The sequence below is a fragment of the Dyella sp. genome, from assembly GCF_051954575.1.
In the GTDB taxonomy this organism is placed as follows: domain Bacteria; phylum Pseudomonadota; class Gammaproteobacteria; order Xanthomonadales; family Rhodanobacteraceae; genus Dyella_B.
In genome coordinates this window covers 1-22,174 of the sequence record NZ_JBQCHP010000073.1, presented here as the reverse complement: position 1 = coordinate 22,174, position 22,174 = coordinate 1, and the positions used below count along the sequence as shown (strand labels likewise).

Below are 22,174 nucleotides of genomic sequence, written 5' to 3'. Positions count from 1 at the left end.
GAGCTGCCTCTGATCGCGATGAACGGGAGCGCTGCAGCGCGCGCCATGCGTTGCAAGCCGCCATGGATTGTCAGATGTCTGGTGTGGCGGGGAGATGCACGATGCTACGAAAAGCTTGCCCGATCGCGTGACCCTGCCATCAGTCATGCTTCCGGATCATGCTTCCGAATCGTCGTCGGGCTCGACGTCGATTTCACGGAAGTACTGATCGATCTGGCTTTTCGCCTCCGCTTCCCAGCGTGCGGCACCGCCGCTCGCAATAACATGCTGCCGGGGATCTTCCGGAAAATAGATCACGCCACTGCGCGCATCGGCATCGCCATGGGAAGCGTGCTCGAACTTGATGCCGCGATACTCGCCCTGTTGCTGCTCGGAACTCATGCATGCCCGCCGGTAGATTGTCGGCGCAGGAGTGTAGCGCGTCGGCCGGGCGGGTTGTCCCCGCCGACAACTATTTCTGGTCAGCCGAAGGTGCGGCGGGTGACGCTGGGCGCCAGCGGACGATGGTCAGAAATTGACACACTGAGCGCGCCAAGGGCGATGCCGAGCAAGGCCAGCGCCAGGCCGGAAGGCACTTCGGAGAGCACGCGAACCACCTTGGCCGCGCCGTACCAGGAATGCGGGTTGTCCACGAAGCTGCACATATCCGGACACACGCCGCGGATCCAGTTGAGCACCGGCGGCTGGTTGGTCCAACGGCCATCGTGCAGCCACTGCAAGCCCTGGAATCCCAGCCATAGCACGGAGACCATGTTCAACAGCACCGCCGACAGCCATAACGAAAACGCCACGCCTTCCCGGGCCAGCTCTTCAACGCGCATCGTGGTCATGACGGTTACCTGCAAAATCGAAGGTTCGGACAGGCAGCAGCATGCATATCCCATGCCCGCTTTCGCACTGGGCGCCTTCACATATGTGAGCGAACGGGTAGCCAGTTCACGTTGCGCAGACCGGCCTTTCGCCGACGATCGCTCGCGATGCATCGCGCTGCTTCGCCATCGCTGTTGATCGGTTGCGCCGGCTGGAACATTCCGGCGCAGCACGCGCATCTTTTTCGCGTCCAGGGCACGCATCTGGAGCGCTACGCGCGCCGCTTCAACGCGGTGGAGATCAACTCCTCGTTCTATCGCGCGCATCGCCCGGCGACCTATCGCCGCTGGGCGGCATCCGTGCCGGATGCGTTCCGCTTTGCGGTGAAGATGATCAAGACCGTCACGCACGTCCAGCGCCTGCGCCAGGCGGAATCGGCGCTCAAGCAGTTTCTGGATGAAGCAATGGAACTGGAGCGCAAGCTCGGTTGCGTGCTAATCCAATTGCCGCCCAGCGCCGCCTGCGAACAGCCGGTAGCCGATGCGTTCTTCACCCTGCTGCGCGCGCATTACACAGGGCCGGCGGTGTGCGAGCCGCGGCATGCCTCCTGGTTCGAACCGGCCGTGACCGAAATGCTGAAGCGCCATGCGATCGGCCGCGTGGGCGCCGATCCGCCGCCATACGCCGATGCGGACGAGACCGCCGGCGACGATGCCGTGCATTACTTCCGCCTGCACGGTTCGCCGCGCATGTATTACGACGCCTACGACGACGCCTTCCTGCAGCGAATGGCCGAGCGGTTGCGCGCAAGCACGGTGTCGGGCGCGCAGGGCTGGTGCATCTTCGACAACACGGCGCTGGGTCACGCCATCGACAACGCATGCACGCTGATGGAACGGTTGGACATGTCGCCCTCGATCGACTCAAGTTGCGCCATCACACGCCGATAGCACTTACGACCCGTCCGTTCAACGCTGCAGGGGAATCGGCCATGACCCAATCGGTAGTCCACGACCTGATGCTGCACAACCTTTCCTGTCCCCAATGCCGCGCCAGCGAACCCTGCCTGGTGGCCGAACACATCGAGGACAGCTGGCCGCGGCGCGTCGCGCTGGAAGCCGCTGCCAGCCTGCGGAAAATCAGCACGCTCGATGAGGCCTTGGCCTCATGACGCCAGCGCCGAACAATGGCCCGGCAGGACAGTCGATTGGCACTGTCCGGATAGAGCCGGGTGTTCGCGGCCGCCGTACACTGCCCGAACATCCACCCTTGACATTAGTCATCCGACTGATGGCGCTGACGTGATTTTCCGCTTCCACGTCAGCGCTTTCTTTTTTTGCCGCCGCGCAAGCCCTCAGAATTCACCCGATGAAGACGCCGCCGGCAGTGTGCGATCGCCCGCCAGCTGCTGCGCCGTGGCGCGGGATTTTTCCCAGGAATCGGTCTGCCCCAGCGCCTGATACACGCGCGCTTCGACCCACGCGGCACGCCAGTCGGTGGCGCTCCAGGCAGACAGCCGCCCGCTTATCGCCACCGCCTGGTCCACATGCCCGGTTTCCAGCAAGGCCAGCGAGTAGGCCTGGCCGACGCTCACGATCACTTCCGGCACGCCCAGCTTGTCGGCCAGGTTCATGGCCCGCTTCAGCTGCTCGATGGATTGGTCGCGGTGGCCGTCGATCCACGCCTGCGCCGCCTGGACGCGGAGCGCGTAGACATGGGTCCAGTCGTTCTTCACCGACAGGCCCGCTTCCCACGCCAGCATCGCGACGATCTGCTGCCGCGCCTGGTCGGTCTTGCCGGCGCGCTGCAAGGCGGTGATGCGTGTCAGCCATACCTCGGCGTAGTCGCGCTGATCGTCCTCCTCCAGCGCCGGCGTCATGGCGTCGGCCGCCAATGCCGCGGCGCGATCGTTGTCGCCGCTGTCGAGCGCCAGCGCAGCCAGCGATTTGCTCACTTGCGCACGCAGGCCCGGCTCCTTTTCGGCGTCGGTTTCATTGAGCACACGCTCGAACAAGGCTTTCGCTTCGGCGGTGCGTCCGTTGTCGGCCAGCGCGGTGGCGCGTACCGAACTCAGTTCGCGCCGCATATCATCGCCGACGAAACCGAAATCCTTGGCTTTGTCATCCAACGGCCAGAAATGGTCGGTGGTGGCCAGCTCGTCCGGAAATTTCAGCAACATCTGTTGCGCGTAAGCCAAGGCATCCAGCGTGGACGGCAGCATTGAACGCATGCCCATGCTGACGAACTGATCGTAGGCATGCTGCAGCAAGGTCGCCGCCGCATCGGGCTGCGAACGGCGCAAGGCGAGCACGCCCATGGCGAAATCCGATTTGGCCACGCCGACCAGTTCGCCCGCCAGCGAATAATTGACGCGCGCGCGGCCAAGATCGGCGGTGGCTTCTTCCAGCTTCCACAGGTTCTGGTTGAGATAGCCGCGGCTGAGATACGCGGTGGCCAGCGCGCCGAAATTCTTGTCTCCCTGCAGAACGTGTATGGCCTCATCGAGCGCGCTGGTGGCCTGCGCCCATTCGCGACGGTTGGAATGAAGCGTGCCCAGCACGGTAAGGACCTCGCCACGCAGCACGTTTTCCTGCTTGTCGGGCAGTTGCTTCAGCAACGCCTCCAGTTGTTGCTGACAGACGTCGGCATGCCCTTCATCGCATTCGAGCGAGGCGCGGAAGTAAGTGATTTCATGATGGTTGCGCACGTCCGGCGGCGCTTGGTCGATCAGCTCGCGTGCCGTTTGTGGCTGTCCGGCAAGGCGCGCGGCATCGATGCGCTGCAGGTATTCCTGCACCGTGCCACCCGTCAGCGACAAACCGCTGCTGCTCGAGGTATAGCCCAATTGCGCCAGCAAGAGATCGCTGGCCGTGCGTGCGGCCACCAGCACGTCGCTACCGGTCGCTTCGGCTTTCCAGGTGCGGCCGTCCTTGCTCTTGGCATCCAAATCCACGCGCCAGTGGTCGCCGGAAAGTTCCGCACTCGCGTGCACCACCAGCGCGTACGACGAAAACCTGGCACCTGACATATCGTCGGTGTCCTTGAGCAAGGCCAGCACTTCCTGGCTGCTTTCGGTGGGCACTTTCGCATCGCGCAGGCGTGTGGCGATCATGTCCATCATCCCCAAGTGCAACCATTTCCAATCGTCCGGCGCCACCACTTCCACCGGCAACACCACCGCGGCGCTCTGATGGAACTGGAAGTTCGCCTTGGCCGCACGGTTGCCCTGCATCTGCCATCCGGCATAGACCAGTGCGAGCGCCAACGTGACGAACAAGCTGATCCACAGCGAGCGGCGAATCGGCAACGTTTTGCGCCGATCGCCGGCATCCGGCGCTGCCGCTGCAGGCGGGGGCGTCACCTCGGCGGCGGCTTGCACCACTTGCGTGTCCAACGCCCAGCGATAACCCACGCGCGGCACCGTCTTGATGCAACGCTGTTCGGTGCCGGCATCGCCCAGCGCGCGGCGCAGACGCACGATGGTCTGCGCCAGCAGGTTGTCGCTGACGTCGGTGCGTCCCCATACCGCTGAAATGAGCTCGTCCTTGCCCACCGGGCGTTCGCGATGTTCCACCAGGTACACCAGGCAATCGAACGCACTCGCCGCCAACTCCACCGGCTCGCCGTTACGGCGCAACTCGCGCCCAAGCGGATTGAGCTGAAAATCGTCGAATCGGTAGATGGTCGCCCCCGTGCTCGTCATGGTCCTGGTCTGTATCGAGCCGTTCGAGACGGATGATACATGTCAGCCAATCGCCTGGCTGCGCGGTAGGTGGCAATGTTGGCCATTGAATGCATCGGCGGGGCGCACATGACAACGTCCGGTTGCGCCGGCATCGTTATCCGTACTGCGCGAGATTCCTACAACATGCCATCCGCACTGCTGGGCAACGATCGATCGCCGGCAAGTTGTTGCGCCTTGCTGCGTGCCTTGTCCGCCGCGGCGCCCTGCCCCAGCGCCTGCAATACGCGCGACTCCACCCATGCTGCGCGCCAGTCGACGCCGGCCCACTCGGACAGCCGGCCGCTGATCGCCACCGCCTGATCCACATGCCCGGCCGCAAGCAATGCCGATGCGTAGGAACGGCCGACGTCGACGATGGCTTCCGGTTCGCCCGATGCATCCGCGGCGGTCATCGCTGTCTTGAGTTGCTGCAGCGCCTGGTCGTGTTGTCCTTCGCTCCAGGCCTCGATAGCTTTGGCGCGCAACAGCCACATCGCGACTGCATCGTTTTGCTTGGGTAAGCGCTCGCTCCACGCCTGCATCGCGGCTATCGCGCGCTTGAGTTCGTCGATCTTGCCGGCACGTTGCGCGGCGACGACGTTCACGTACCCGGCTTCGGCGTAGTCGCTCGGATCGCCGTCGTCGGCCAGCGCATTGCCGGCCATGGCTTTGCCGATCCACTGCAATGCGCCGGGCGTATCGTCACGATCCAGTGCGAGCTTGGCCAGATGCATGCTGATCAGCGCGCGCAACGAAGCTTCCTCGTCACCGCTTGCCGCCGCCAGTGTGCTTTCGAGCAAGCTGACGGCGTCGGCGCTGCGGCCGTTGTCGGCCAGCGCCACCGCGCGCGTGATGCTCAGCTGGTGGCGCACGTAGTGGTCGAGAAAATCCATGTGCTTGCGCTCGAACGGCCAATACTGATCGGTAGTGGCCAGTTCGTCGGGATAGCGCAACGCAAGTTTCTGCGTGTTCGCCAAGGCATCCAGCGCCGAGGAAAACAGTTGCCGCATGCCCATGCGCTGGTATTGCTCGTAGGCATGTTGCAGCAGCGTCAGCGCGGCGTTGTACTGCCCACGGCGCAGCGCGATTTCGCCCATGGCGCGATCGACCTTGGCCTGGCCGACAGTATCGCCGGCCAACGCGAAATTGACGCGGGCGCGACCCAGGTCCAGCGTCGCTTCGTCCAGCTTGCCCTGATAGAACTCCAGGTGCGAGCGATCCAGGTAGGCGTTGCCCAGCGCTTCGTTGTCCTTCTGCCCTTGCAGCAGGCGCACCGCTTCGTCGAGCGCGGCCACACCTTCGGCGTACTGGCCCTTGCGCCGGTAAGGGAACCACAGCGAGGTGAGTATTTTTCCGCGCAGCACGGGCTTGTCGGTGGCCGACACGCGCGCGCGCAGATCGCCCAGCGATTGCTCGCACGCATCCAGCTTCGCTTCAGCGCAATACAGCTCGGCCTGTGCGTATTCGAGTTCCGGCGTGTGGCGCATGGCAGGCGGCGCGTCGTCGATCAGCCGGTGTGCAACCTCGGGCTGTCCGGCAAGCTGCGCCGCTTCGACACGCAGCAGATATTGCAGCAGTGAATCGCCGCCGGCCGATGGGCTTGCGCCGCTGGCGTAGCCAAGCTGCACCAACAGCAGATCGCTCGCCGTGCGCGCCGCCGCCAGCACATCGTCGGAAGAGGATTCCGCCTGCCAGCGCCGCCCGTCCTTGGCCTTGGCATCCAGTTGCACATGCCAGCGGTTGTCGGACAGCGCCACGTGCGGCGTCACCACCAGCGCAAACGACGCCAGTTGCGCGTTGCCCGATTGATGCAGCAGATTGAGTACGTCGCGGCTGCTTTCGGTGGGCACTTTCGCTGCGCGCAGTTGCGTGGAAAGCATGTCCATCAAGCCCAGGTGCAGCCAGTTCCAGTCGTCGGTCGCGCTCACCTCGGCCGGCAACACCACCGCCGTGCCGTCTTTGAAATGCATGGGCGCGGCAGCAGGATGGATGTTCGCCAGCTGCCAGGCCATGTAGCCGATGGCCACGGCGATGGTGAGCGCCAGCGCGATCAGCAGCGGACGACGAACGCGCATGGAATGCGCAGGACGTTCCTGCGTATCGCGCGCGCCGCGGTGCTCGCCTTGCGCGATGCCCGCTTCCGGCAGCGACGAGGACAGCACCGTCGTCTCCGGCATCCATCGATAACCCACGCGCGCCATGGTCTTGATGCAACGCTGTTCGCCGCTCGCATCGTCCAACGCCCGCCGCAGCCGCACGATGGTTTGCGCCAGCAGGTTGTCGCTGACGTCGGAGCGGCCCCACACCGCGGCGATCAATTCGTCCCTGCCCACCGCGCGCTGGCGATGCTCGATCAGATACACCAGGCAATCGAAGGCGCTGGCGGCAATCACGACCGGCTCGCCAAGGCGGCTCAACTCCCGGGCGCGAGGGTCGAGGCGGAAGTCACCGAAGGCGTAGATTGGGCTCCCCATGGGGGCACTTTAGCATCCGCGGGTGGCTGTTTTTGCCATCGCTGACGGGGGCTAACGTCGCGTTTTTGGTGCCGCTTCGGATGTGCTGGGTTACGCTGCGCTAACCCAGCCTACTGGGTTACGAGACTCTGCCAACCCGAGCTACGAGACTGTCCTGTAGCTTACGGGCAGCTATGGCAACGGAACATTGAAGGCCTCCCCGGACGCCACGTTGACGTCGAGCGCCGCCTGCGAGCAGGAGAGATTGCTCACCGTGGTGACCAAGGCTACGCCGTGCGTGTTGTAAGCCACGCACTGGAAAGGAATGTTCGTCAGCGTCAGTACGATCGACGCGTCGGCAGGCACGGGCCGTGCCCACTCAGCCTTGGCATCGCAGGTCGCACCTTGCGGCTTGCTTGCCACCACTGCCAATTTTCCGCCTGCAAAGCACACGGCCGCGGCCGGCAGGGTTTGGTCGGCCGATGCTTGTCGATTGCGCAGGGCGAGGCTTTTTGCGCGCCCCAGCGCTTCGCTCAACAGTCCGGCGGCTTCGCGCTGATGCGCCGACTGCAGCCACGTGCGCAACAGCGGAACGCCCAGCGTCACCAGAAACGCGAGCATGCCGATGGTGATCATCGTTTCGATCGCGGTGAACCCCGGCGTGCTGCGATTACCGCGCATGATCGTGCGTCACCACGTGGTGACCGAGCCGCAGTTGCCGGCGATCGCGCCGGTGGTATCGCTGCGCAGTTCCAGCACGCAGGTGGATAAGGGGCCGCCGAGTCCCTCCGCCCTCAGGTCGTAATAGGTGGCGCCGGAGGTAAGCACATAGCGGAAGGTGTTCGATTGCGACGGATGCCAGCCTTTGTACGCCTTGACGATGTCGTCGGTCTTGATGCCGTCGTGCACGCCGTAGGTCAGCTGCCGCTGCAGTTCGTTCTCGAGGTTGAGCGACAACGCGACCAGGTCAGCCTTTGCCGCCTGCACCTTGTTGCGCGTCATGTAGTTGCCGTAGGCGTTCATCGCGATCACCGAAAGAACGGTGATGATCACCATCACCACCACCCCTTCGCTCAACGTGAAGCCGCGCTGCAAGCGCGCGCATTTCATGGTTGCTCTCCCCGGTCGTCGTTTCGAGCCGGCCATACCGTCGAAGGGAGGTATGTCGGTGCCGTGCGCTTGCGCAAAGGACGGCTTGCGCGGTTTTTCCTCGACGTGCCGGCGCTGCGTTGGCTCGAATGCGTTTCAAAAAAATGGTAGGCCGCCGCCGCCGGGCGAGCCATGGCATCACACAGCCCAATCTCTGTCACAGTGGGACATGGCGCACAGTGCGTGCCGGTGGTTTGGGGCCATCCGCACAAGAATGACCTCAACTGACAGCTAATCGACCCGCAAAGGCGATGGCTGTTGCGCGCGCGTGAGGCCATCATGCGCACCAACAAACTACGATCGCGATGCCTGTGCATCATCAGGCGCACGACGCGTTCGTGACGATTCACCACAGTCACGCCGCCTGGTTGAACCTCATGTCCGAAACCCAAGCAGTCACTACCGCCTTCAAGCGCATGGCGGAGCTTCGCGCTATCTGCGACCGGGAGCTGGCCGAGCTTTGCGCGCATTATCCGGAGATCAGCCTGGCGGTGGTGACGACCGCCGATGCGCGGCTGCTCAGCGTGCGCTCCTCTATCGTGCAGGAAGGCCATCGCGTGGCCGCGATGACCGGTACGCTGCTGGGCCTGTGCGAGACGCTGGCGCGCGAGTTGTCCGGCGGCGCATGCCAATCGACCGTGGTGTCGATGACCGATTACACCTGCATCTTCGTGCGCATCGCCGATCCGTGTCATCCACTGGCGCTGGCCATCGGCGTGGGCCACAACGTCATGCTGGCGCTGTCGCGGCGCGTGGCGCTGGACTTGGCCGCGCGCATTTCCTCGCACGTGCAAAACCTTCCTTAAGCGACCTTCATGCCGGACGAAAACATCAAGCACATCAAGATGGGCCTGGCCGGTCTCTCCGAAGAGATCGAGCTGCGCCTTTCGCTCGCCTGCGGTTTGCTGGCCGCCTCGCAGATCGATATCGAGATCCAGGACTGGCAGGGCAACGAAAGCGACATCCTGATCGTCGACATCGACAGCGGGCATGGCCGCCTGGCGTATGAAATGGCCCAGCGGCGCAACCTGCCGGTGCTGGTGTTTCCGCGCAGCGGCGACAACGAGACCCAATACGCCTCGAAACTGGACCGCGACGCGCCGGCCGCCGCGCTGGCCCGCGCGTTGCAGGAAAAACTGCAGCCCTCCTCGGAAGTCTCCTCCGACGACGTGCAAGGCCTGCTCGGCATCTGCATTCGCGAGGCCGGCTGCAGCCAGGATCTTTTGGTGAAGCGCGGCGGCATCGCGATGATCCTGCGCCACTCGGCCGGACGCATTCTGGCGCGCTCGGTCAGCGACCTGACCATTGCCGAGGCACGCGTGCTCGACGGCACCTGGCTGTGCATGACGCGTCCGGCGAAAGATCCGTATCAAAACGAATGGCTGGTATCGCGCAGCCTGGATGGTTTCCTGATCAAGGCGTGCGTGAAATACCGCGACGGCCTGCCGCGGCTCGGCGGCAAATTGTTCCGGCTCACGCGCTGGCCCGACCTGGGCAGCGTCACCGAGGACATGGATGCGCTGCGCCTGTCGGCGCTGCTGCAGCGTTCGGCCTGGTCGGCCGAGGCGTTGGCGCAGCACACCCAGCTCAGCGCGGACATCATCAATGCCTTCCTGTGGGCGACGCTGGCCAGCGGTGCGCTGGCGCGCGCGGACGGCACCACGCTCAAGCCAGATGCGACGCAAGCGCCGGCCGCCCCTTCCTCTCTCATCCAACGCGTTGCACGGCACTTCGGGCTGAAGCTGGGTTACTCGCATGCTTGATTCTGAAAAGACCATCAAACTGCTGTTTCTGGGTCCATCCGGTGCCGGCAAGACCACGGCCATTCGCGCCATATCCGATATCCCTCCTGTGTCCTCAGAGGTGTCCACAATGGATGCTGCATCGGACGCAAGCGTCAGCACGACGGTGGCGTTCGACTACAGCACCATCCAGCTCAATCCGAACGAGATCCTGCACGTGTACGGCCTGCCGGGACGCGAGCATCTGGACTTCATGGCGGCGATCGTCGGCCCCGGTGCGCTCGGCGCCGTGCTGATGCTGGATGCATCCTCGCAAACGCTGGCGCAGGATTGCCGCACGGCGGTCGAACAGGCTGCGCGCATCGATCCGAACCTGCGCTTCGTGATTGGCTTGAGCAAAACCGATCTCGCGCCCGAGTTCTCGATGGAAACGATGTACGCGCTCGCCCGCCGCATGAGCCTGTTCGTGCCGATCTTCAGCATCGATCCGCGCGATCCGGCACAGGCCACGCAGTTGGTGCGGGCGTTGTTGTATTTGCTCTGAGGTGTCGCGTCGCACGGCGCGCATCGTCCAACGGGAATCGCAAGCGGGGAATACAGGGCGCACGCAAAGCATCGCATGCGCGTCATCCGCGATTCCCGATTGACGATTGACGATTCCCGCTATCACCACATCACGCCATCTGCGCCGCCGCCACACCCTGCGCCGCCGCACCGCGTTCCAGCTTGTACGGCAGCTTGGAGCGGTACTGGCTGGGCGATTCGCCGGTCCAGCGGCGGAACGCGCGCGTGAGGTTGGCCGCATCGGAATAGCCGCGGCGGTTGGCGATCTCGTCGATCGTCATGGTGGTGTTGAGCACGTCACGCAGCACTTCCTGCTTGCGCGCCTCGTCCACCAATTGGCGGAAGTTGAAACCCAGGTGACGCAGCTTGCGCTTGAGCGTGCGGCTGGACATGCACAGGGCCTGCGCCACTTCTTCCATGCCCAGGTACGTACCGTCTTCGAGCGGCAGCAGACCCTTGATGCGCGCGATCAGGCAGTTGTTCTGGCCCAGCGCGATGCGTTCGCGCTCGCATTGCTGCTTCACCTGGGCGAGCACCAGCGAGTGCGCGGTCGGCAGCGGCAGGTCGAGGTAGGCGCTGGGCATGCGCACCTGGCACAACCCGGTGGAGAAACGCACCTTGGGCAGGCGGCTGACGTAGGCCGCGGCGTAGGCCGGCTGGTCGTCCTTGAACCACATCTCCACGTCCGCCAGTTCACTCTGCGTGAGCTGGCTGGCAAGGCGGGCCGTCATGGTGGCCAGGCGCTCCAGCGAGGCGCTGCGCAACAGCGCGCCCGGGGCCAGATCCTGGATGTTGAGCTCAGCCAGGCCGTCGTGTTCGTGCAGGTAGATGCAGAACCCGGTGGTGCGCACGTCCAGGTAGCCGGTCCACAGGCGCAGCGCTTCGCGCAGGGTCTGGCAGCTCATCAGCCCCAGGCCCAGGATGCCGTGCCAGGTGAGCGCGCTGCGCAGGCCCAGTTCGAAGCCCAGGCCGGCGTCACCGGTCAGGCGCAGGGCGTTTTCCAGCAGGGCGGCGTCTTGCTGCGTCGTGAGACGCAGATCTCCTTCCAGCTGGGCCGAGCCGATGCCCGTATCCGCCAGCGCCTGCTCCCGGCTGATACCTAACTGCTCGAGGTATTCGAGCAGGCCAATTGCATATTCCGCGGAGACGTCGCCCCGGTACCACTCGTTCATGTCCAACCCTCGTCGTTCAAGTTCCGAGGGCGGCCGACCCAGTCTCGACCTGTCACCCCCGAAGGCGAGGTGGATCATCGGGACGGGCTCGTCCACACGCATGCGGTTTGCCTGCGCGGGCCATGCTTTTGCTATGACAAGCTTTCGAATCAGATAGTTAGACGCGAAAAATCTGCTTGTGAATCGCGGTTTCAGGGATGAAAAATGTCCTCAGTCATCACTGGTGATGTCCCGTGAGGACAGATGGCAGGTCCAAAGAGGCCTGTCATGCGGGGTGAGGTGGGCGTAAATGTGGACAACTTAGGTGGCGGGGAGGAGGTGGCCCGGTGGGGACAGGCAGATGGTCGGTCGGGATATCCGACCGCTCGCTCCCCTGCGTGCAGGGGAGGCCGGGGCGGGGTTGTCCGAGCTTGTCGCATGGTTGAAGCGCATCGCGAGCTTGCTTCACCCCACCCCAACCCTCCCCTACTACACGTAGGGGAGGGAGCAGATCCCCGCCAGGCAGAACCGCTCTGGGGTCTGCACATCACATACATATATATGTGTGACACCGACCTGCCTTCCCTCTCCATAGAAAGGCCCGACATAACAGCAAAACGTCCCACCAGGCTAATGGCCGCTCCGGCGCCCGCTTTTACACTGGCCCGATCCAACCGCTTCCCTGCATCCACTCCGGCACGGTGTTTTCGCGGACCCGTACCACGAGCCGCAGGGAGCAGCCGCAAGCGCTACATGATCTCCCCTCAGAGCCGGTTGGACTGGCGGGGCTGGCGAAGGGTTTCCTACTTTCGCCAGCCCCGTTTTTTTTCGCCATAAAAAGATTCCCTCCCCCGCTGGCGCGGGAGAGGGAAACGACACATCGATCTACGCCTTAGAACGGCGCGTTGGGCGACACAGTGCTGTAGGTGACGAACGCGTTGCTGCAATCCACAGGCGCCGGATTCTGCGTGATGCCATCGACGAAGCTCACGCCGCCGCCATGCTGCTGTTCCAGTTGCTTGGCGAGGCTCACCGCACCCGGGCCGAAGGTGAATGCCACGTTGGCCGGCAACACGCTGGGGCTGCCGTTATGGCCCTTCATGGAGGTGGTCGGCTGGGCGCCGTCGAACTGCACGTTGTTCAGCGCGATCTGCAACGGATACTTGCTGTAGGCCGCGAACACCGCCAGGCCGCCGCCATAGGCGGTGCTGCCGGTATCGTGGAAGTTGCTCACGCTGATGTTCTTGAACGAGGGGTACTTCGTCTTGCTCTTGGCGGTGCTGTAGAACGCGTCGAACACCAGCGGCTGGCGCACGTTGCGCATGCAGACGCCCTGATAGGTCACGCCATTGACCAGGCCGCCGCGCGTCGCGTCCGACTTGATGCGGATGCCCACGCTCTGCGCGCTGTCATGACCGTCCATCACCAGATCGCTCACCGTCATGTCGCTCACGCCGGTATTGGTTTCGCTGCCGATCGACAGGCCGTGCCCGTAATACAGATGATTGTGCGCAAACATAAGGTGCTGCGAGCCCGAACCGGAGCCGGCCTTCACCGCCACATGATCGTCGCCAGTGCTGATGTACGAATAGGCCAGCAACACGTGGCTGGACTCGCCCGGGTCGAAGCCGTCGGTGTTCTTCACCGTCTCGGGCGTAAAGCAGGTGGCGTAAGCGCCCGAGACGGTATCCGGCGTGGTGCCCTTGGCGCAGGCATAGCCCGGTTTGCTGTAGGCAAGGCTCGGCGAAAGAATCTTGATGCCCCATGCGGTGATAGTGTCCAGGCCATCGAGCACCACGTGGAAGTTCGGCGAGTTCTGCAGCGTCACGCCGTACAGGGTGAAGTTGCTGCCGCCGTTGATGTTCAGCAGGCGTGGATTGTGCTGCGTGACCTTGGCGATCTTGGTCTGGTAGGCCACATCCCACCAGGTGCGGATGCCGGCGTTGGGGCCTTTGCTCAATACCGCGCCGCCGCGGCCGTCGATCACGCCGCCACCGATGATGCCGCTGTTGGTGAGATGGTTGCCATTGAACAGCGCATAGCAAGACGAAGCGCCATTGGTATTGGCCACGCCGCAGATGCCTAAGCCACTGTCGTAGTCGGCCGGGTTGCGCGAACCGAACACGGTAATGCCGGTATCGATCCATAGCGTCACGCCGGACTTCAAGGTGATCGGTCCGGTCAGGAAACCGCTCTGGCCGTTGTTGCCGGCGATCAGCTTCACCGTTTCGCCGACCGGACAGTTGTCGATGGCGGTCTGAATGCTCTTGGTGTCCGGCGCCGACTTGGACGAATCGGCATCGACCGATGCATCGAGTAAACCGTTGACCGGCTTCTGCGTTGCCGGGACCTTGGCGCACACCAGGCTGTCATCAGGCAACGTGGGCTCGCTGATCGTGCCCCACGAAGTCTGCACGCCGAGCGACGAGACGGTGGTGGCGGCGAACGCCGTGGCGAACATCATCGTGCCCAAGCTGGCGCACATGGCGCGGGCTAACAACTTCTGCGAGAAGGATTTTGCGTTCATGCAATGCTCCGTGGATAAAACCGTTGATCAAAGAATGCCTGCGCTTGCGGCGAATTTCGGCCAAAGCAAACCGTCACTCCGGCGTCTGCCGGAATGCGCTAGAGCGAAAAAGTCGTATGGCAGGCTTCTTACTCGAAGCACTGCCGCGTCCCCTTCTGCATGCGTATCGCCACGTGCGTTTGCGCAACGTGCCGACCTGTCATGGCGAGCGATGTTAAGTACAGTGAAGCGGACGATTGTTGATGTCTCTCATAAATCCAACAACCTCATCATCATTGTTTGTCACAAGCCATGTGCATGGCATGCGCGCGACTTGTCATGAACGACCACGCAGGCCTGTCGAAACAAGTCGCGTGTAAATCTCTTCATACCTGCTCGATCAAAATGGAAATACGTGCGCGATTTTGCGTTTGCGCGCTAAACCAGTTTGCCTTTCACGGCGCACACACGGGCGGCCATCCGACAGAGACCACGCTATGCCGACCGGCACATCCTTCGAACGCCAGGCAAACGATCCATCCGACGGCAGCGCAGCTTCCTCGCACACGCAGGAGTCGTTGCTGGCCGAAGCGGCTCGCGCGCTCGAAGCGCACGGGAACCATGCCGCCGCACTGGACGGCGTCCTTGCGGCAACCTTGCGATATCTGCAATGGAACGATGGATGGCTGCTTGGCCGGAAAGAACGGGAATGGCGCGTACTGGCCAGCCGCGGTGGTGGATTGCCAGCGGATACGCCTGTCATGGATCCGGCTGCGCTGCGCGCCATCGACGATGACACGGGCATGCCGAGCATGCATTGGCGCCCGCCAGGCTTCGATGTCTTCGTTCCATTGCGCTTCAACCGCCGCACGAACGGCTTGCTGGTGCTGATGAGCGATACCGATGCAAACGCGCCCAGTCCAACACAGCTCGCTTCGTTGCATACAGTTGGCGTCATGCTGGCCGCCGCACTGCTCGCACCCGCGCAAGCGATCATCCCTGCTGGCAGCATGATCGAGCGGCTTACGCCGCGGGAACGGCAAGTCTTTGCGCTACTACCACATGGCATGACCAATATCGCCATCGCCAAGCGCCTGAACATTGCGCCCGGCACAGTGAAAAGTCATATGGAGCGCATTCTGCACAAACTGGAGCTTGCCGATCGAACGCAGGCGGCGGTGCATGCGGCGCGCCATGGATGGGATGATGCTTGAGCAAAGTGTTCCCTGGTTAGTGCCGCGTGTACGAAGCGAAATGCAGCTTCCTCCCCTGCATGCATAGGAGGGAAAGACCGGCGCCATCGCCAAAGCGCGTCGCTCGGCCGCTTTTTCTGCGATGCAACAAACACTTGCCTGATAAATTTTGTAATCCCCCTTCATAGCTAAAGTAACCGCGCTTTTGCTATACGTGCCCGCTGCCAAGACCACATGGGAGGAAGGGCATGCGTCGTAACGTATTGAAATGGGTGTTCGCCAGTTCCGTTTGCGCGGTCGCGACCTGCGCGATGGCTGCCGCTGCGGATCAGCAAGCGTGGGTGGATACCTGGGCGGCGGCGCCGGATACCACCGGCCCGGTGCTCAATGCGCAGACGGTGCGGCAGATCGTGCGCACCAGCGTCGGCGGCACGGAGGTACGCGTTCGTCTTTCCAATCTGCTCGGCAACGTGCCCGTCACCCTGGGGCCGGTGCACGTGGCCTTGAGTGCGCAAGGCGCGGATACGGTGCCCGGTAGCGATCATGTGCTGCTGTTCGACGGCAAGCCCACCGTGACCATTCCCAAGGGCGAAAGCGCGCTGAGCGATCCGGTGAAGATGGACGTGAAGGCGCTGCAGCAACTGGCGGTGAGCCTCTACGTGCCAGCCGACACGCAATACCATCCAGCCACGATGCACAATGCCGCGATCGCCACCAGCTACATCACCGAAAGCGGCGACGCCACGGCGGCCGTGCATTTTCCGCGCGAAGAAGTGAGCGGCAGCCGTTTCTACCTTACCGATGTCCAGGTGTCGGGCCCTGCCGCAAAACATACGCTCGTCACCTTCGGCGATTCGATCACGGACGGCGTCGGTTCCAAGGAGAACAAGAACGAACGCTGGCCGGACTACCTGGCAGCGCGTCTGCAGGCCGATGCGAAGCTTTCGTCGATCGGCGTGGCCAATGCGGGCATCGGCGGCAACCGCATCCTGCACGACAGTTTCGGTCCCAGCGCGCTGTCGCGTTTCGATCGCGATGCACTGGATAAACCAGGCGTGCGCTGGATCATCCTGCTGGAAGGCATCAACGATATCGGCGGCTCGGGTTATGCGTGGGAAGCGAAGGACAAGATCACCACGCAGCAATTGATCGACGGCATGAAAACGCTGGTCGCCCGTGCGCATGCCAAGCATGTGAAGATCTATGGCGCCACCTTGACGCCATATGGCGGCAACGGCTGGCCGTATCACAGCGTGGCGGGCGAGAAGACGCGCCAGGAACTCAACACCTGGATTCGTACCTCCGGCGCGTTCGATGGCGTGGTGGATTTCGACAAGGCGGTGCGCGATCCGGCTGCGCCGGAAAAGATTCTGGCCGCGTACGACAGCGGCGATCATCTGCATCCGAGCAGTGCCGGTTATCGGGCAATGGCCAATGCGGTGGATTTGAAGCTGTTTGCGGATAAGCCGTAATCGCCCTTTTAGGTTTGCACCTTTAGCGCAATTTTTTAAATTACCTCGCCGTCATTCCGGCGAAGGCCGGAATCTATCCCCAGTACGGAGCATGGATTCCGGCCTTCGCCCGGAATGACGACGAGGCAGCATCACCACATGCAAGAACCGCCGCACCCCGCATGGCAGGAAGCGGCCGCTAATCTGTCCTTTCGGGACAATTTCGGCTGATTTTTGGCGCCTCGCGATATTGACCTCATCTGACAGTTAATCGACCTAAGTAGCGATAGCGGTTATGTGCATTAACCGCGATGATTTCCTTGCGTGTTGTATGTGCCTAAGAACGTTAGGCGTGATGTTGTCGCAGACCCGGATATACGAGCTCAAGGTTCTTTAGGGGAGTGCCTGAAGTTGTCGCGTCCGGGAGGAAATCCTCCATGAAAGTGCATATCGGTTTGGCTGGCCTTCCCTACGAAGTGGAACTCAGGTTCTGGCTTGCCTGCAAACTCCTGATGTCCTCCTCCACACCTGTTCAACTGCAAAAGTGGGACGGCAAACCCTGCGACATCCTGGTCGCCGACCTGGACAGCGAGCAAGGCCAGGTGGCCTATGAACTGGCCATGCACAGCGATACGCGCGTGCTTTTCCTGAGCAAGGACGAGCGCACTGATCACTTGAACGGCACGCGCGTGGACAAGCATGCCGCCGCGTCGGCAATCGCCAAGATGCTCGAGCACCTGCTGCAGGACGCATCCGGCAGCGCCGACGACAACGCGGTCAAGGGGCTGCTGGGCATATGCCTGCTGCAAGGCGCAAACGGGCATGAAGTGCTGGTACGCAACGGCACTGCATCGGTGGTGATTCGTCATGGCACGCGGCGCATCTACGCCAGTTCCAGGGAAGAACTAGAAGTCGCTAAACAGCAATTGCTCGACGCCACCTGGACCTGCATGGCGATCGCCGCCCCGTGCGAGCATCAATACGAAGGCCTGGTTTCCGAAAGCCTGGATAGTTTCCTGGTATCGGCCTGCCATCGCCATCAAGCCAGCCTTGCGCCGATCGGCGACGCCACCTATCGGCTCGGCGCATGGCCGGACCTGATCGCGTTTCCAGACAACCGCGAAGCGCTGCGCTTGTCGTCGGCGCTTTATCGCAAAGGCTGGCGCGTGCAGAACCTGGCCGAGCATTGCGGCGTATCCACGCAAGCCGTCAACGCCTTCTGCTGGGCCATGCAGGCCAGCGGTGCGCTGAAGCTCGATGATGATGCGGACGAAACCGCTCTCGCACCTGTCGAGGAAACTCTGGCGGTACCGCTGGTACAGCGAATGGTGCGTCGTTTCGGCTTGAAAGCCCGGCAGCTGCATGCGTGATGGTAGGTTGGGTTACCCCGGACTTGATCCGGGGGTAACCCAACGATGTTGCTCCGTAGACGTTGGGTTACGCTGCGCTAACCCAACCTACTCCTGCGGTCATCGCCACCGCAGTTGCATGCATCAGTTCACCGTGATCGGGTGATACCGTCCACCGGCATGGCCTCACTGCTCAGCTGTTCGACCAGCGCATCGGCGCCTTTGTCGATGCCGACGCGCGCGGCCTTCAGCGCACCGAAGCTGGCGCCGATGTTCATTGCGTTGGGATACTGCTTGGTGATGTAGGCGCTGAGCAGTTGCCGCGACAGCGCATCATAGATTTCCACCGAATAGATCACCGATCCGTTCATCGCGCCCTCCTTGCCGCGTATCGCCTGCACGCTGTTGTACAAGCCGCCGCCGATATCGAACTTCGTTACCGTGCCGAGCACCGCCTTGGTGGTTTTCGCGCCGGTCAAGGTGAGCTTCACCTGCAACGTACCGGGGCCAGGCTCGTTCACCAGTTCGAAGCGCGTGGCCAGCTTTTGCCCGAACGTGTTTTGCATGTAACTGGCCAACGCGTTGCGGTCTTCATTCGACATGGCGCCGAACTGATTGTCGACGCCCTGATATACCGCGACGGGTTCCAGCATGATTTTCCGGTACGAACGCCAGTTCACCGGCGTGTCATAGCGATACGGCACGCGGCTGTTGTGGGTATCGGGACTCAACTGCGGCGAGGAGGCAAGACCGGAATACTGCACCGGTTTCACGCCCGCGCAACCGGCCAGGGCCATGCAAGCGGCAACAGCCAGCCAAGGCCGACCGTGGATCGACTTTTTCATGGGGATATCTCGAGTGTGGTTTTGAAGGGACACCCGCCGCCCAAGGGAGGGCAGCAGCTACGTCTGGGATGGAGCGGGATACAGGCTAGCAGCGGGCCGTTGGATTTGCAAACCGTCTGGACGGTTTTTATCGTGTACGCAATTTATCGTTCATAAGCCGCCACTCCACGGAAATGACGACCACGTGCGGGACTGTCCTTATTACTTGCGGGTTTTACGCAGCTTGGCGGCGCTTTTCGCTTCGCCGGCAGCACCCCATTTACCGTCATCCATCAGCCGACGGAACAACCGTTCCCGCTCCGCTTCGGAAAACGGGCTCATGCCGAACATGGCCGAGAGCAGCAAGCCTTGCGCAGCCATCCAGCGCAGCAGCGCCAGGTCCGTATCGGCGGCTTCGGCCTTGATGCGTTCGGCGTGGCGTCGCGATGTTTCCCGGCTCACTGCCAGCAGTTCGGGTTCTTCCACCAGCGCCGCGACGATGGCGTGCGCCACCGAATAAGGCTGATGCGATACATCCCTGAGCCTGGCGATTTGTTCGGCCAGGGCGCCTTTTTTTTGCGGCGCGCCTTCTTTCGCCGCGCGCAACGATGGAGTGTCGTCGAAATATTGGATCTGGTATTCCAACAGGGCGCGCAGCACATCCACCTTGGTAGGAAACTGATGCATCACTCCACCCTTGCTGACCCCGCTTTCACGTGCAATGGCGTCGAAGGTAAGGCGCCCGGGGCCATCACGGGCGATGATGGCAAGTGCAGCCTGGATCACGGCCTGGCGGGTGCGTTCGGAGCGTGCGGTGTTGTCCATGGAAGACCGATACGGCGGCGTTATGTGAAGCGGATGTCACGCCACTATAGCTCAGCGCCCGACACATTCCCGCAAAACGCCGCTTATGTGCGGCAGATCAAACCCGGACGCGCCGTTTGCGCTAAGGTACGCGATGCGTCAGCCGCGCGATGGCCAATGCGTTCCACACCATCGCTATCCAAGCGCAAGTTCTGTGCTGCATCCGCGCTTGACCATCAGCTCCGTTACATCCCTTCGAGACGGTGCCTGAAACTATGTCACAAAACGCTACTGCAAGCCCATCCCATGCGCCCGACAAGCGGGACATGGAAACGCTGGCCAGCCTGATCCGACAGCGCCAGTCGATTCAGGCCGAAGCGATGGCGCGCGAGCTGATCGCCAGCTGTCCGTCGCATGCCGTGTTGTGGCAAGGCCTGGGCGCGGCATTGCATGCGCAGGGTCGCTTTGCCGAAGCGGTGGAAGCGCAGCGCCAGGCGGCCACATTGTCGCCGTGGGATGCCGTTGCGCATTACGTGCTGGGCGAAAGCCTGCTGGCATTGCAGCAACCGGTGCTGGCGGCGGAAAGCTATCATCTCGCGCGCACCATCAAGCCCGATTTCGTCGATGCGCATTTCAAGCTCGGCCATGCGCTGGCCGTGCAACATCGCTTCGAGGAAGCGATCGACGCCTACCGCAGCACGCTCGCCCTTCGTCCTGATTTCTACCAGGCACATGCGCACCTGGGTTTGAGCTTGATGAGCATTCATCGCCACTCCGAAGCCGAGCCGCATCTGCGCGAAGCCTTGCATGCGCAACCCGGCAACGCGCATCTGCTCAACGCGCTGGGTTCGGCGCTGTACGGACAAGGGCGCATGGCCGAAGCCGCCGAACGCTTTCGCCGCGTGCTCACGCTCACGCCGAACAGCGCCGAGGCGCACCTCAATCTGGGCAATGCCTTGCGCGAAGATGGCGCGTTCGAGCAGGCCGAAGCGAGTTACCGGCGCGCCCTGGCGCTCGATGCGGGGCTCGCGCGTATCCATTTCGAACTGGGCGGCCTGATGTACGTGCAGGAGCGCCACATGGAAGCCGAGCAGTATTACCGCCGCGCGTTGGAACTCAAGCCCGACTACGTGGAAGCCTGCAACAACCTCGGCCGCAGCATTCGCCGGCAGGGCCGTCTGGATGAAGCGCGCGAACATTTCGAAGCGGCGATGGCGATCGATGACGAATCGGTGGAGGCGTACTGCAACCTGGCGTCGCTGCGCACGTTTACGCCCGACCATGCCGAACCCGCACGCCTGGAGAAGCTTGCCTACAAGCTCCCCACCCAGTCCAACCATATGCGCGTGCGCTACTGGTTTTCGCTGGGCAAGATGCGCGAGGACATCGGCCGTTACGATGATGCCTTCGCCGCCTATGCGGAAGGCAATCGGCTCAAGCGCAGCCAGCTCGCGCCCGACGAGGCAACCCAGGTCGCGTTGGTCGAAAACATCCGCACTGTTTTCGACGAACGCTACTTCGCCACTCGGCCGTTACCTGCCTCGACCGGCAAGGGGCCGATCTTTATCGTAGGCATGCCGCGCTCGGGCACCTCGCTGATCGAGCAGGTTCTATCGACACATCCGGACATTCATGGCGCAGGTGAATGGCCGGAGCTGGAAAACATGCTGTTCGCATTGGCGGCGGAAGCGGGCAAGCCCGCCTACACGTATCCGGAAATGGCGTCGCGCCTGTCGATCGAACAGATGCTTCAACTCGGCAATACGTACATCGAACACCTGTGGAAACAGGCGCCGCAGGCGACGCGTATCACCGACAAGCTGATGGCCAACTTCGCCCACGTCGGCATGATCCGCCTGATGCTGCCTAACGCGAAAATCATCCACGCCATGCGCGATCCGATGGATTCGTGTTTTTCCTGCTATGCCACGCTGTTTTCCAAAAACAATCTCGACTTCACCTATGATCTTGGCGACGTAGGGCGCCACTACGTGCGTTACATCGAGCTGATGCGGCATTGGCATCGCGTGCTGCCGTCCGACTCCATCCTGGATGTGCGCTACGAAGACATGGTGGCGGATACCGAAGGCCAGGCGCGGCGGTTGTTTGCGTACCTGGGAATGGATTGGGATCCGCGCTGTCTGCGTTTTCATGAGAATACGCGGGTTGTGAAGACCGCCAGTGCGGTGCAGGTGCGGAGGCCGGTGTATCGGTCTTCAGTGGCACGGTGGAGGCATTTTGAGGCGCACGTGGGAACGTTGTGGGATGTCGTGAAAGATTATCGGTGACGGCATTGCCCCTTCCCTCCTCTCCGTCGTTCCGGCCGTCGCCCGTAAGAAGGGAGGCTATGGCGAGCGGCCCTGCCAGATGGACAATCCCCCCAACAAAAAAATGGGGCGCGCCCAGGCGCCCCCAAGACTGTGGAACCCGCAAGCGCGTTCATGCCGCTGGACG

Annotated in this window: 19 protein-coding genes; 9 read left to right on the top strand and 10 right to left on the bottom strand. The window is 62.7% G+C overall.

Going from position 1 to position 22,174, the window contains the following annotated elements; all coding sequences use genetic code 11:
• Positions 1-156 precede the first annotated feature (156 nt).
• Entirely contained in the window at positions 157-381 is a 225-nt protein-coding gene (locus ACTHNE_RS09815; protein ID WP_324943725.1) for a hypothetical protein, read from the bottom strand.
• A gap of 80 nt (positions 382-461) precedes the next feature.
• Complete coding sequence (locus ACTHNE_RS09810) at positions 462-830, bottom strand: hypothetical protein (RefSeq protein WP_324943728.1); 369 nt, start codon at positions 828-830, stop codon at positions 462-464.
• 147 nt (positions 831-977) lie between these two features.
• On the opposite strand from ACTHNE_RS09810, the gene ACTHNE_RS09805 reads away from it, so the two are divergent.
• The gene (locus tag ACTHNE_RS09805) at positions 978-1,760 is read left to right on the top strand and encodes a DUF72 domain-containing protein (protein ID WP_324943731.1); all 783 of its coding nucleotides are present in this window, start codon (positions 978-980) and stop codon (positions 1,758-1,760) included.
• A gap of 41 nt (positions 1,761-1,801) precedes the next feature.
• On the top strand, positions 1,802-1,981 hold the full coding sequence (locus ACTHNE_RS09800) for a hypothetical protein (RefSeq protein WP_324943734.1): 180 nt from the start codon (positions 1,802-1,804) through the stop codon (positions 1,979-1,981).
• Positions 1,982-2,164: 183 nt separating this feature from the next.
• Here ACTHNE_RS09800 and ACTHNE_RS09795 read toward each other — a convergent pair whose 3' ends face one another.
• The 4 genes from ACTHNE_RS09795 to ACTHNE_RS09780 all read right to left on the bottom strand — a co-directional run bounded on the left by ACTHNE_RS09795 (position 2,165) and on the right by ACTHNE_RS09780 (position 8,097).
• On the bottom strand, positions 2,165-4,513 hold the full coding sequence (locus ACTHNE_RS09795; protein ID WP_440269159.1) for a winged helix-turn-helix domain-containing protein: 2,349 nt from the start codon (positions 4,511-4,513) through the stop codon (positions 2,165-2,167).
• Between the two features lie 158 nt (positions 4,514-4,671).
• Positions 4,672-7,008 carry a transcriptional regulator gene (locus tag ACTHNE_RS09790; protein ID WP_324943740.1) on the bottom strand — a complete coding sequence of 779 codons (2,337 nt, stop codon included), beginning with the start codon at positions 7,006-7,008 and terminating at the stop codon, positions 4,672-4,674.
• 171 nt (positions 7,009-7,179) lie between these two features.
• The gene (locus ACTHNE_RS09785; protein ID WP_440269158.1) at positions 7,180-7,623 is read right to left on the bottom strand and encodes a pilus assembly FimT family protein; all 444 of its coding nucleotides are present in this window, start codon (positions 7,621-7,623) and stop codon (positions 7,180-7,182) included.
• Between the two features lie 54 nt (positions 7,624-7,677).
• On the bottom strand, positions 7,678-8,097 hold the full coding sequence (locus tag ACTHNE_RS09780) for a type IV pilin protein (RefSeq protein ID WP_440269157.1): 420 nt from the start codon (positions 8,095-8,097) through the stop codon (positions 7,678-7,680).
• A gap of 416 nt (positions 8,098-8,513) precedes the next feature.
• Here ACTHNE_RS09780 and ACTHNE_RS09775 point away from each other — a divergent pair, with 416 nt between their 5' ends.
• Genes ACTHNE_RS09775 through ACTHNE_RS09765 form a run of 3 tightly spaced genes read left to right on the top strand, consistent with a single transcriptional unit; the run spans position 8,514 to position 10,422 of the window.
• Positions 8,514-8,942: a roadblock/LC7 domain-containing protein gene (locus tag ACTHNE_RS09775; RefSeq protein WP_440269156.1), complete on the top strand. Its 429-nt coding sequence runs from the start codon at positions 8,514-8,516 to the stop codon at positions 8,940-8,942.
• Between the two features lie 9 nt (positions 8,943-8,951).
• Positions 8,952-9,899 (top strand): hypothetical protein, encoded by a 948-nt coding sequence (locus ACTHNE_RS09770; protein WP_440269155.1) that lies wholly within the window; start codon positions 8,952-8,954, stop codon positions 9,897-9,899.
• Positions 9,892-10,422: a GTP-binding protein gene (locus ACTHNE_RS09765; protein WP_324938415.1), complete on the top strand. Its 531-nt coding sequence runs from the start codon at positions 9,892-9,894 to the stop codon at positions 10,420-10,422. Before ACTHNE_RS09770 ends, ACTHNE_RS09765 begins: the two co-directional genes overlap by 8 nt.
• A 130-nt stretch (positions 10,423-10,552) precedes the next feature.
• Here the strand turns inward: ACTHNE_RS09765 and ACTHNE_RS09760 are convergent, their stop codons facing one another.
• Positions 10,553-11,614: an AraC family transcriptional regulator gene (locus tag ACTHNE_RS09760; protein ID WP_324938418.1), complete on the bottom strand. Its 1,062-nt coding sequence runs from the start codon at positions 11,612-11,614 to the stop codon at positions 10,553-10,555.
• 871 nt (positions 11,615-12,485) lie between these two features.
• Positions 12,486-14,120 carry a glycoside hydrolase family 28 protein gene (locus ACTHNE_RS09755; RefSeq protein ID WP_440269154.1) on the bottom strand — a complete coding sequence of 545 codons (1,635 nt, stop codon included), beginning with the start codon at positions 14,118-14,120 and terminating at the stop codon, positions 12,486-12,488.
• 476 nt (positions 14,121-14,596) lie between these two features.
• On the opposite strand from ACTHNE_RS09755, the gene ACTHNE_RS09750 reads away from it, so the two are divergent.
• From ACTHNE_RS09750 to ACTHNE_RS09740, 3 genes are all read left to right on the top strand, one after another.
• Complete coding sequence (locus ACTHNE_RS09750) at positions 14,597-15,313, top strand: helix-turn-helix transcriptional regulator (RefSeq protein WP_324938422.1); 717 nt, start codon at positions 14,597-14,599, stop codon at positions 15,311-15,313.
• Positions 15,314-15,540: 227 nt separating this feature from the next.
• Positions 15,541-16,764: an SGNH/GDSL hydrolase family protein gene (locus ACTHNE_RS09745; RefSeq protein ID WP_324938427.1), complete on the top strand. Its 1,224-nt coding sequence runs from the start codon at positions 15,541-15,543 to the stop codon at positions 16,762-16,764.
• Positions 16,765-17,180: 416 nt separating this feature from the next.
• Entirely contained in the window at positions 17,181-18,113 is a 933-nt protein-coding gene (locus tag ACTHNE_RS09740) for a hypothetical protein (RefSeq protein ID WP_324938430.1), read from the top strand.
• Positions 18,114-18,241: 128 nt separating this feature from the next.
• Here the strand turns inward: ACTHNE_RS09740 and ACTHNE_RS09735 are convergent, their stop codons facing one another.
• Together ACTHNE_RS09735 and ACTHNE_RS09730 are read right to left on the bottom strand one after the other, a co-directional pair.
• Positions 18,242-18,937, bottom strand: a complete 696-nt coding sequence (locus ACTHNE_RS09735; protein ID WP_324938433.1) for a DUF3313 domain-containing protein — start codon at positions 18,935-18,937, stop codon at positions 18,242-18,244.
• A 201-nt stretch (positions 18,938-19,138) separates the two neighbouring features.
• Positions 19,139-19,741: a TetR/AcrR family transcriptional regulator gene (locus ACTHNE_RS09730; RefSeq protein WP_324938437.1), complete on the bottom strand. Its 603-nt coding sequence runs from the start codon at positions 19,739-19,741 to the stop codon at positions 19,139-19,141.
• A 305-nt stretch (positions 19,742-20,046) separates the two neighbouring features.
• On the opposite strand from ACTHNE_RS09730, the gene ACTHNE_RS09725 reads away from it, so the two are divergent.
• Complete coding sequence (locus ACTHNE_RS09725) at positions 20,047-22,008, top strand: sulfotransferase (RefSeq protein WP_440269153.1); 1,962 nt, start codon at positions 20,047-20,049, stop codon at positions 22,006-22,008.
• The last annotated feature ends 166 nt before the right edge of the window (positions 22,009-22,174 follow it).

Coding starts and splice junctions, on each gene's coding strand:
- ACTHNE_RS09815 (WP_324943725.1), bottom strand. CDS start 381: ATGAGTTCCGAGCAGCAACAGGGCGAGTATCGCGGCATCAAGTTCGAG.
- ACTHNE_RS09810 (WP_324943728.1), bottom strand. CDS start 830: ATGACCACGATGCGCGTTGAAGAGCTGGCCCGGGAAGGCGTGGCGTTT.
- ACTHNE_RS09805 (WP_324943731.1), top strand. CDS start 978: ATGCATCGCGCTGCTTCGCCATCGCTGTTGATCGGTTGCGCCGGCTGG.
- ACTHNE_RS09800 (WP_324943734.1), top strand. CDS start 1,802: ATGACCCAATCGGTAGTCCACGACCTGATGCTGCACAACCTTTCCTGT.
- ACTHNE_RS09795 (WP_440269159.1), bottom strand. CDS start 4,513: ATGACGAGCACGGGGGCGACCATCTACCGATTCGACGATTTTCAGCTC.
- ACTHNE_RS09790 (WP_324943740.1), bottom strand. CDS start 7,008: ATGGGGAGCCCAATCTACGCCTTCGGTGACTTCCGCCTCGACCCTCGC.
- ACTHNE_RS09785 (WP_440269158.1), bottom strand. CDS start 7,623: ATGATCACCATCGGCATGCTCGCGTTTCTGGTGACGCTGGGCGTTCCG.
- ACTHNE_RS09780 (WP_440269157.1), bottom strand. CDS start 8,097: ATGAAATGCGCGCGCTTGCAGCGCGGCTTCACGTTGAGCGAAGGGGTG.
- ACTHNE_RS09775 (WP_440269156.1), top strand. CDS start 8,514: ATGTCCGAAACCCAAGCAGTCACTACCGCCTTCAAGCGCATGGCGGAG.
- ACTHNE_RS09770 (WP_440269155.1), top strand. CDS start 8,952: ATGCCGGACGAAAACATCAAGCACATCAAGATGGGCCTGGCCGGTCTC.
- ACTHNE_RS09765 (WP_324938415.1), top strand. CDS start 9,892: ATGCTTGATTCTGAAAAGACCATCAAACTGCTGTTTCTGGGTCCATCC.
- ACTHNE_RS09760 (WP_324938418.1), bottom strand. CDS start 11,614: ATGAACGAGTGGTACCGGGGCGACGTCTCCGCGGAATATGCAATTGGC.
- ACTHNE_RS09755 (WP_440269154.1), bottom strand. CDS start 14,120: ATGAACGCAAAATCCTTCTCGCAGAAGTTGTTAGCCCGCGCCATGTGC.
- ACTHNE_RS09750 (WP_324938422.1), top strand. CDS start 14,597: ATGCCGACCGGCACATCCTTCGAACGCCAGGCAAACGATCCATCCGAC.
- ACTHNE_RS09745 (WP_324938427.1), top strand. CDS start 15,541: ATGCGTCGTAACGTATTGAAATGGGTGTTCGCCAGTTCCGTTTGCGCG.
- ACTHNE_RS09740 (WP_324938430.1), top strand. CDS start 17,181: ATGAAAGTGCATATCGGTTTGGCTGGCCTTCCCTACGAAGTGGAACTC.
- ACTHNE_RS09735 (WP_324938433.1), bottom strand. CDS start 18,937: ATGAAAAAGTCGATCCACGGTCGGCCTTGGCTGGCTGTTGCCGCTTGC.
- ACTHNE_RS09730 (WP_324938437.1), bottom strand. CDS start 19,741: ATGGACAACACCGCACGCTCCGAACGCACCCGCCAGGCCGTGATCCAG.
- ACTHNE_RS09725 (WP_440269153.1), top strand. CDS start 20,047: ATGGAAACGCTGGCCAGCCTGATCCGACAGCGCCAGTCGATTCAGGCC.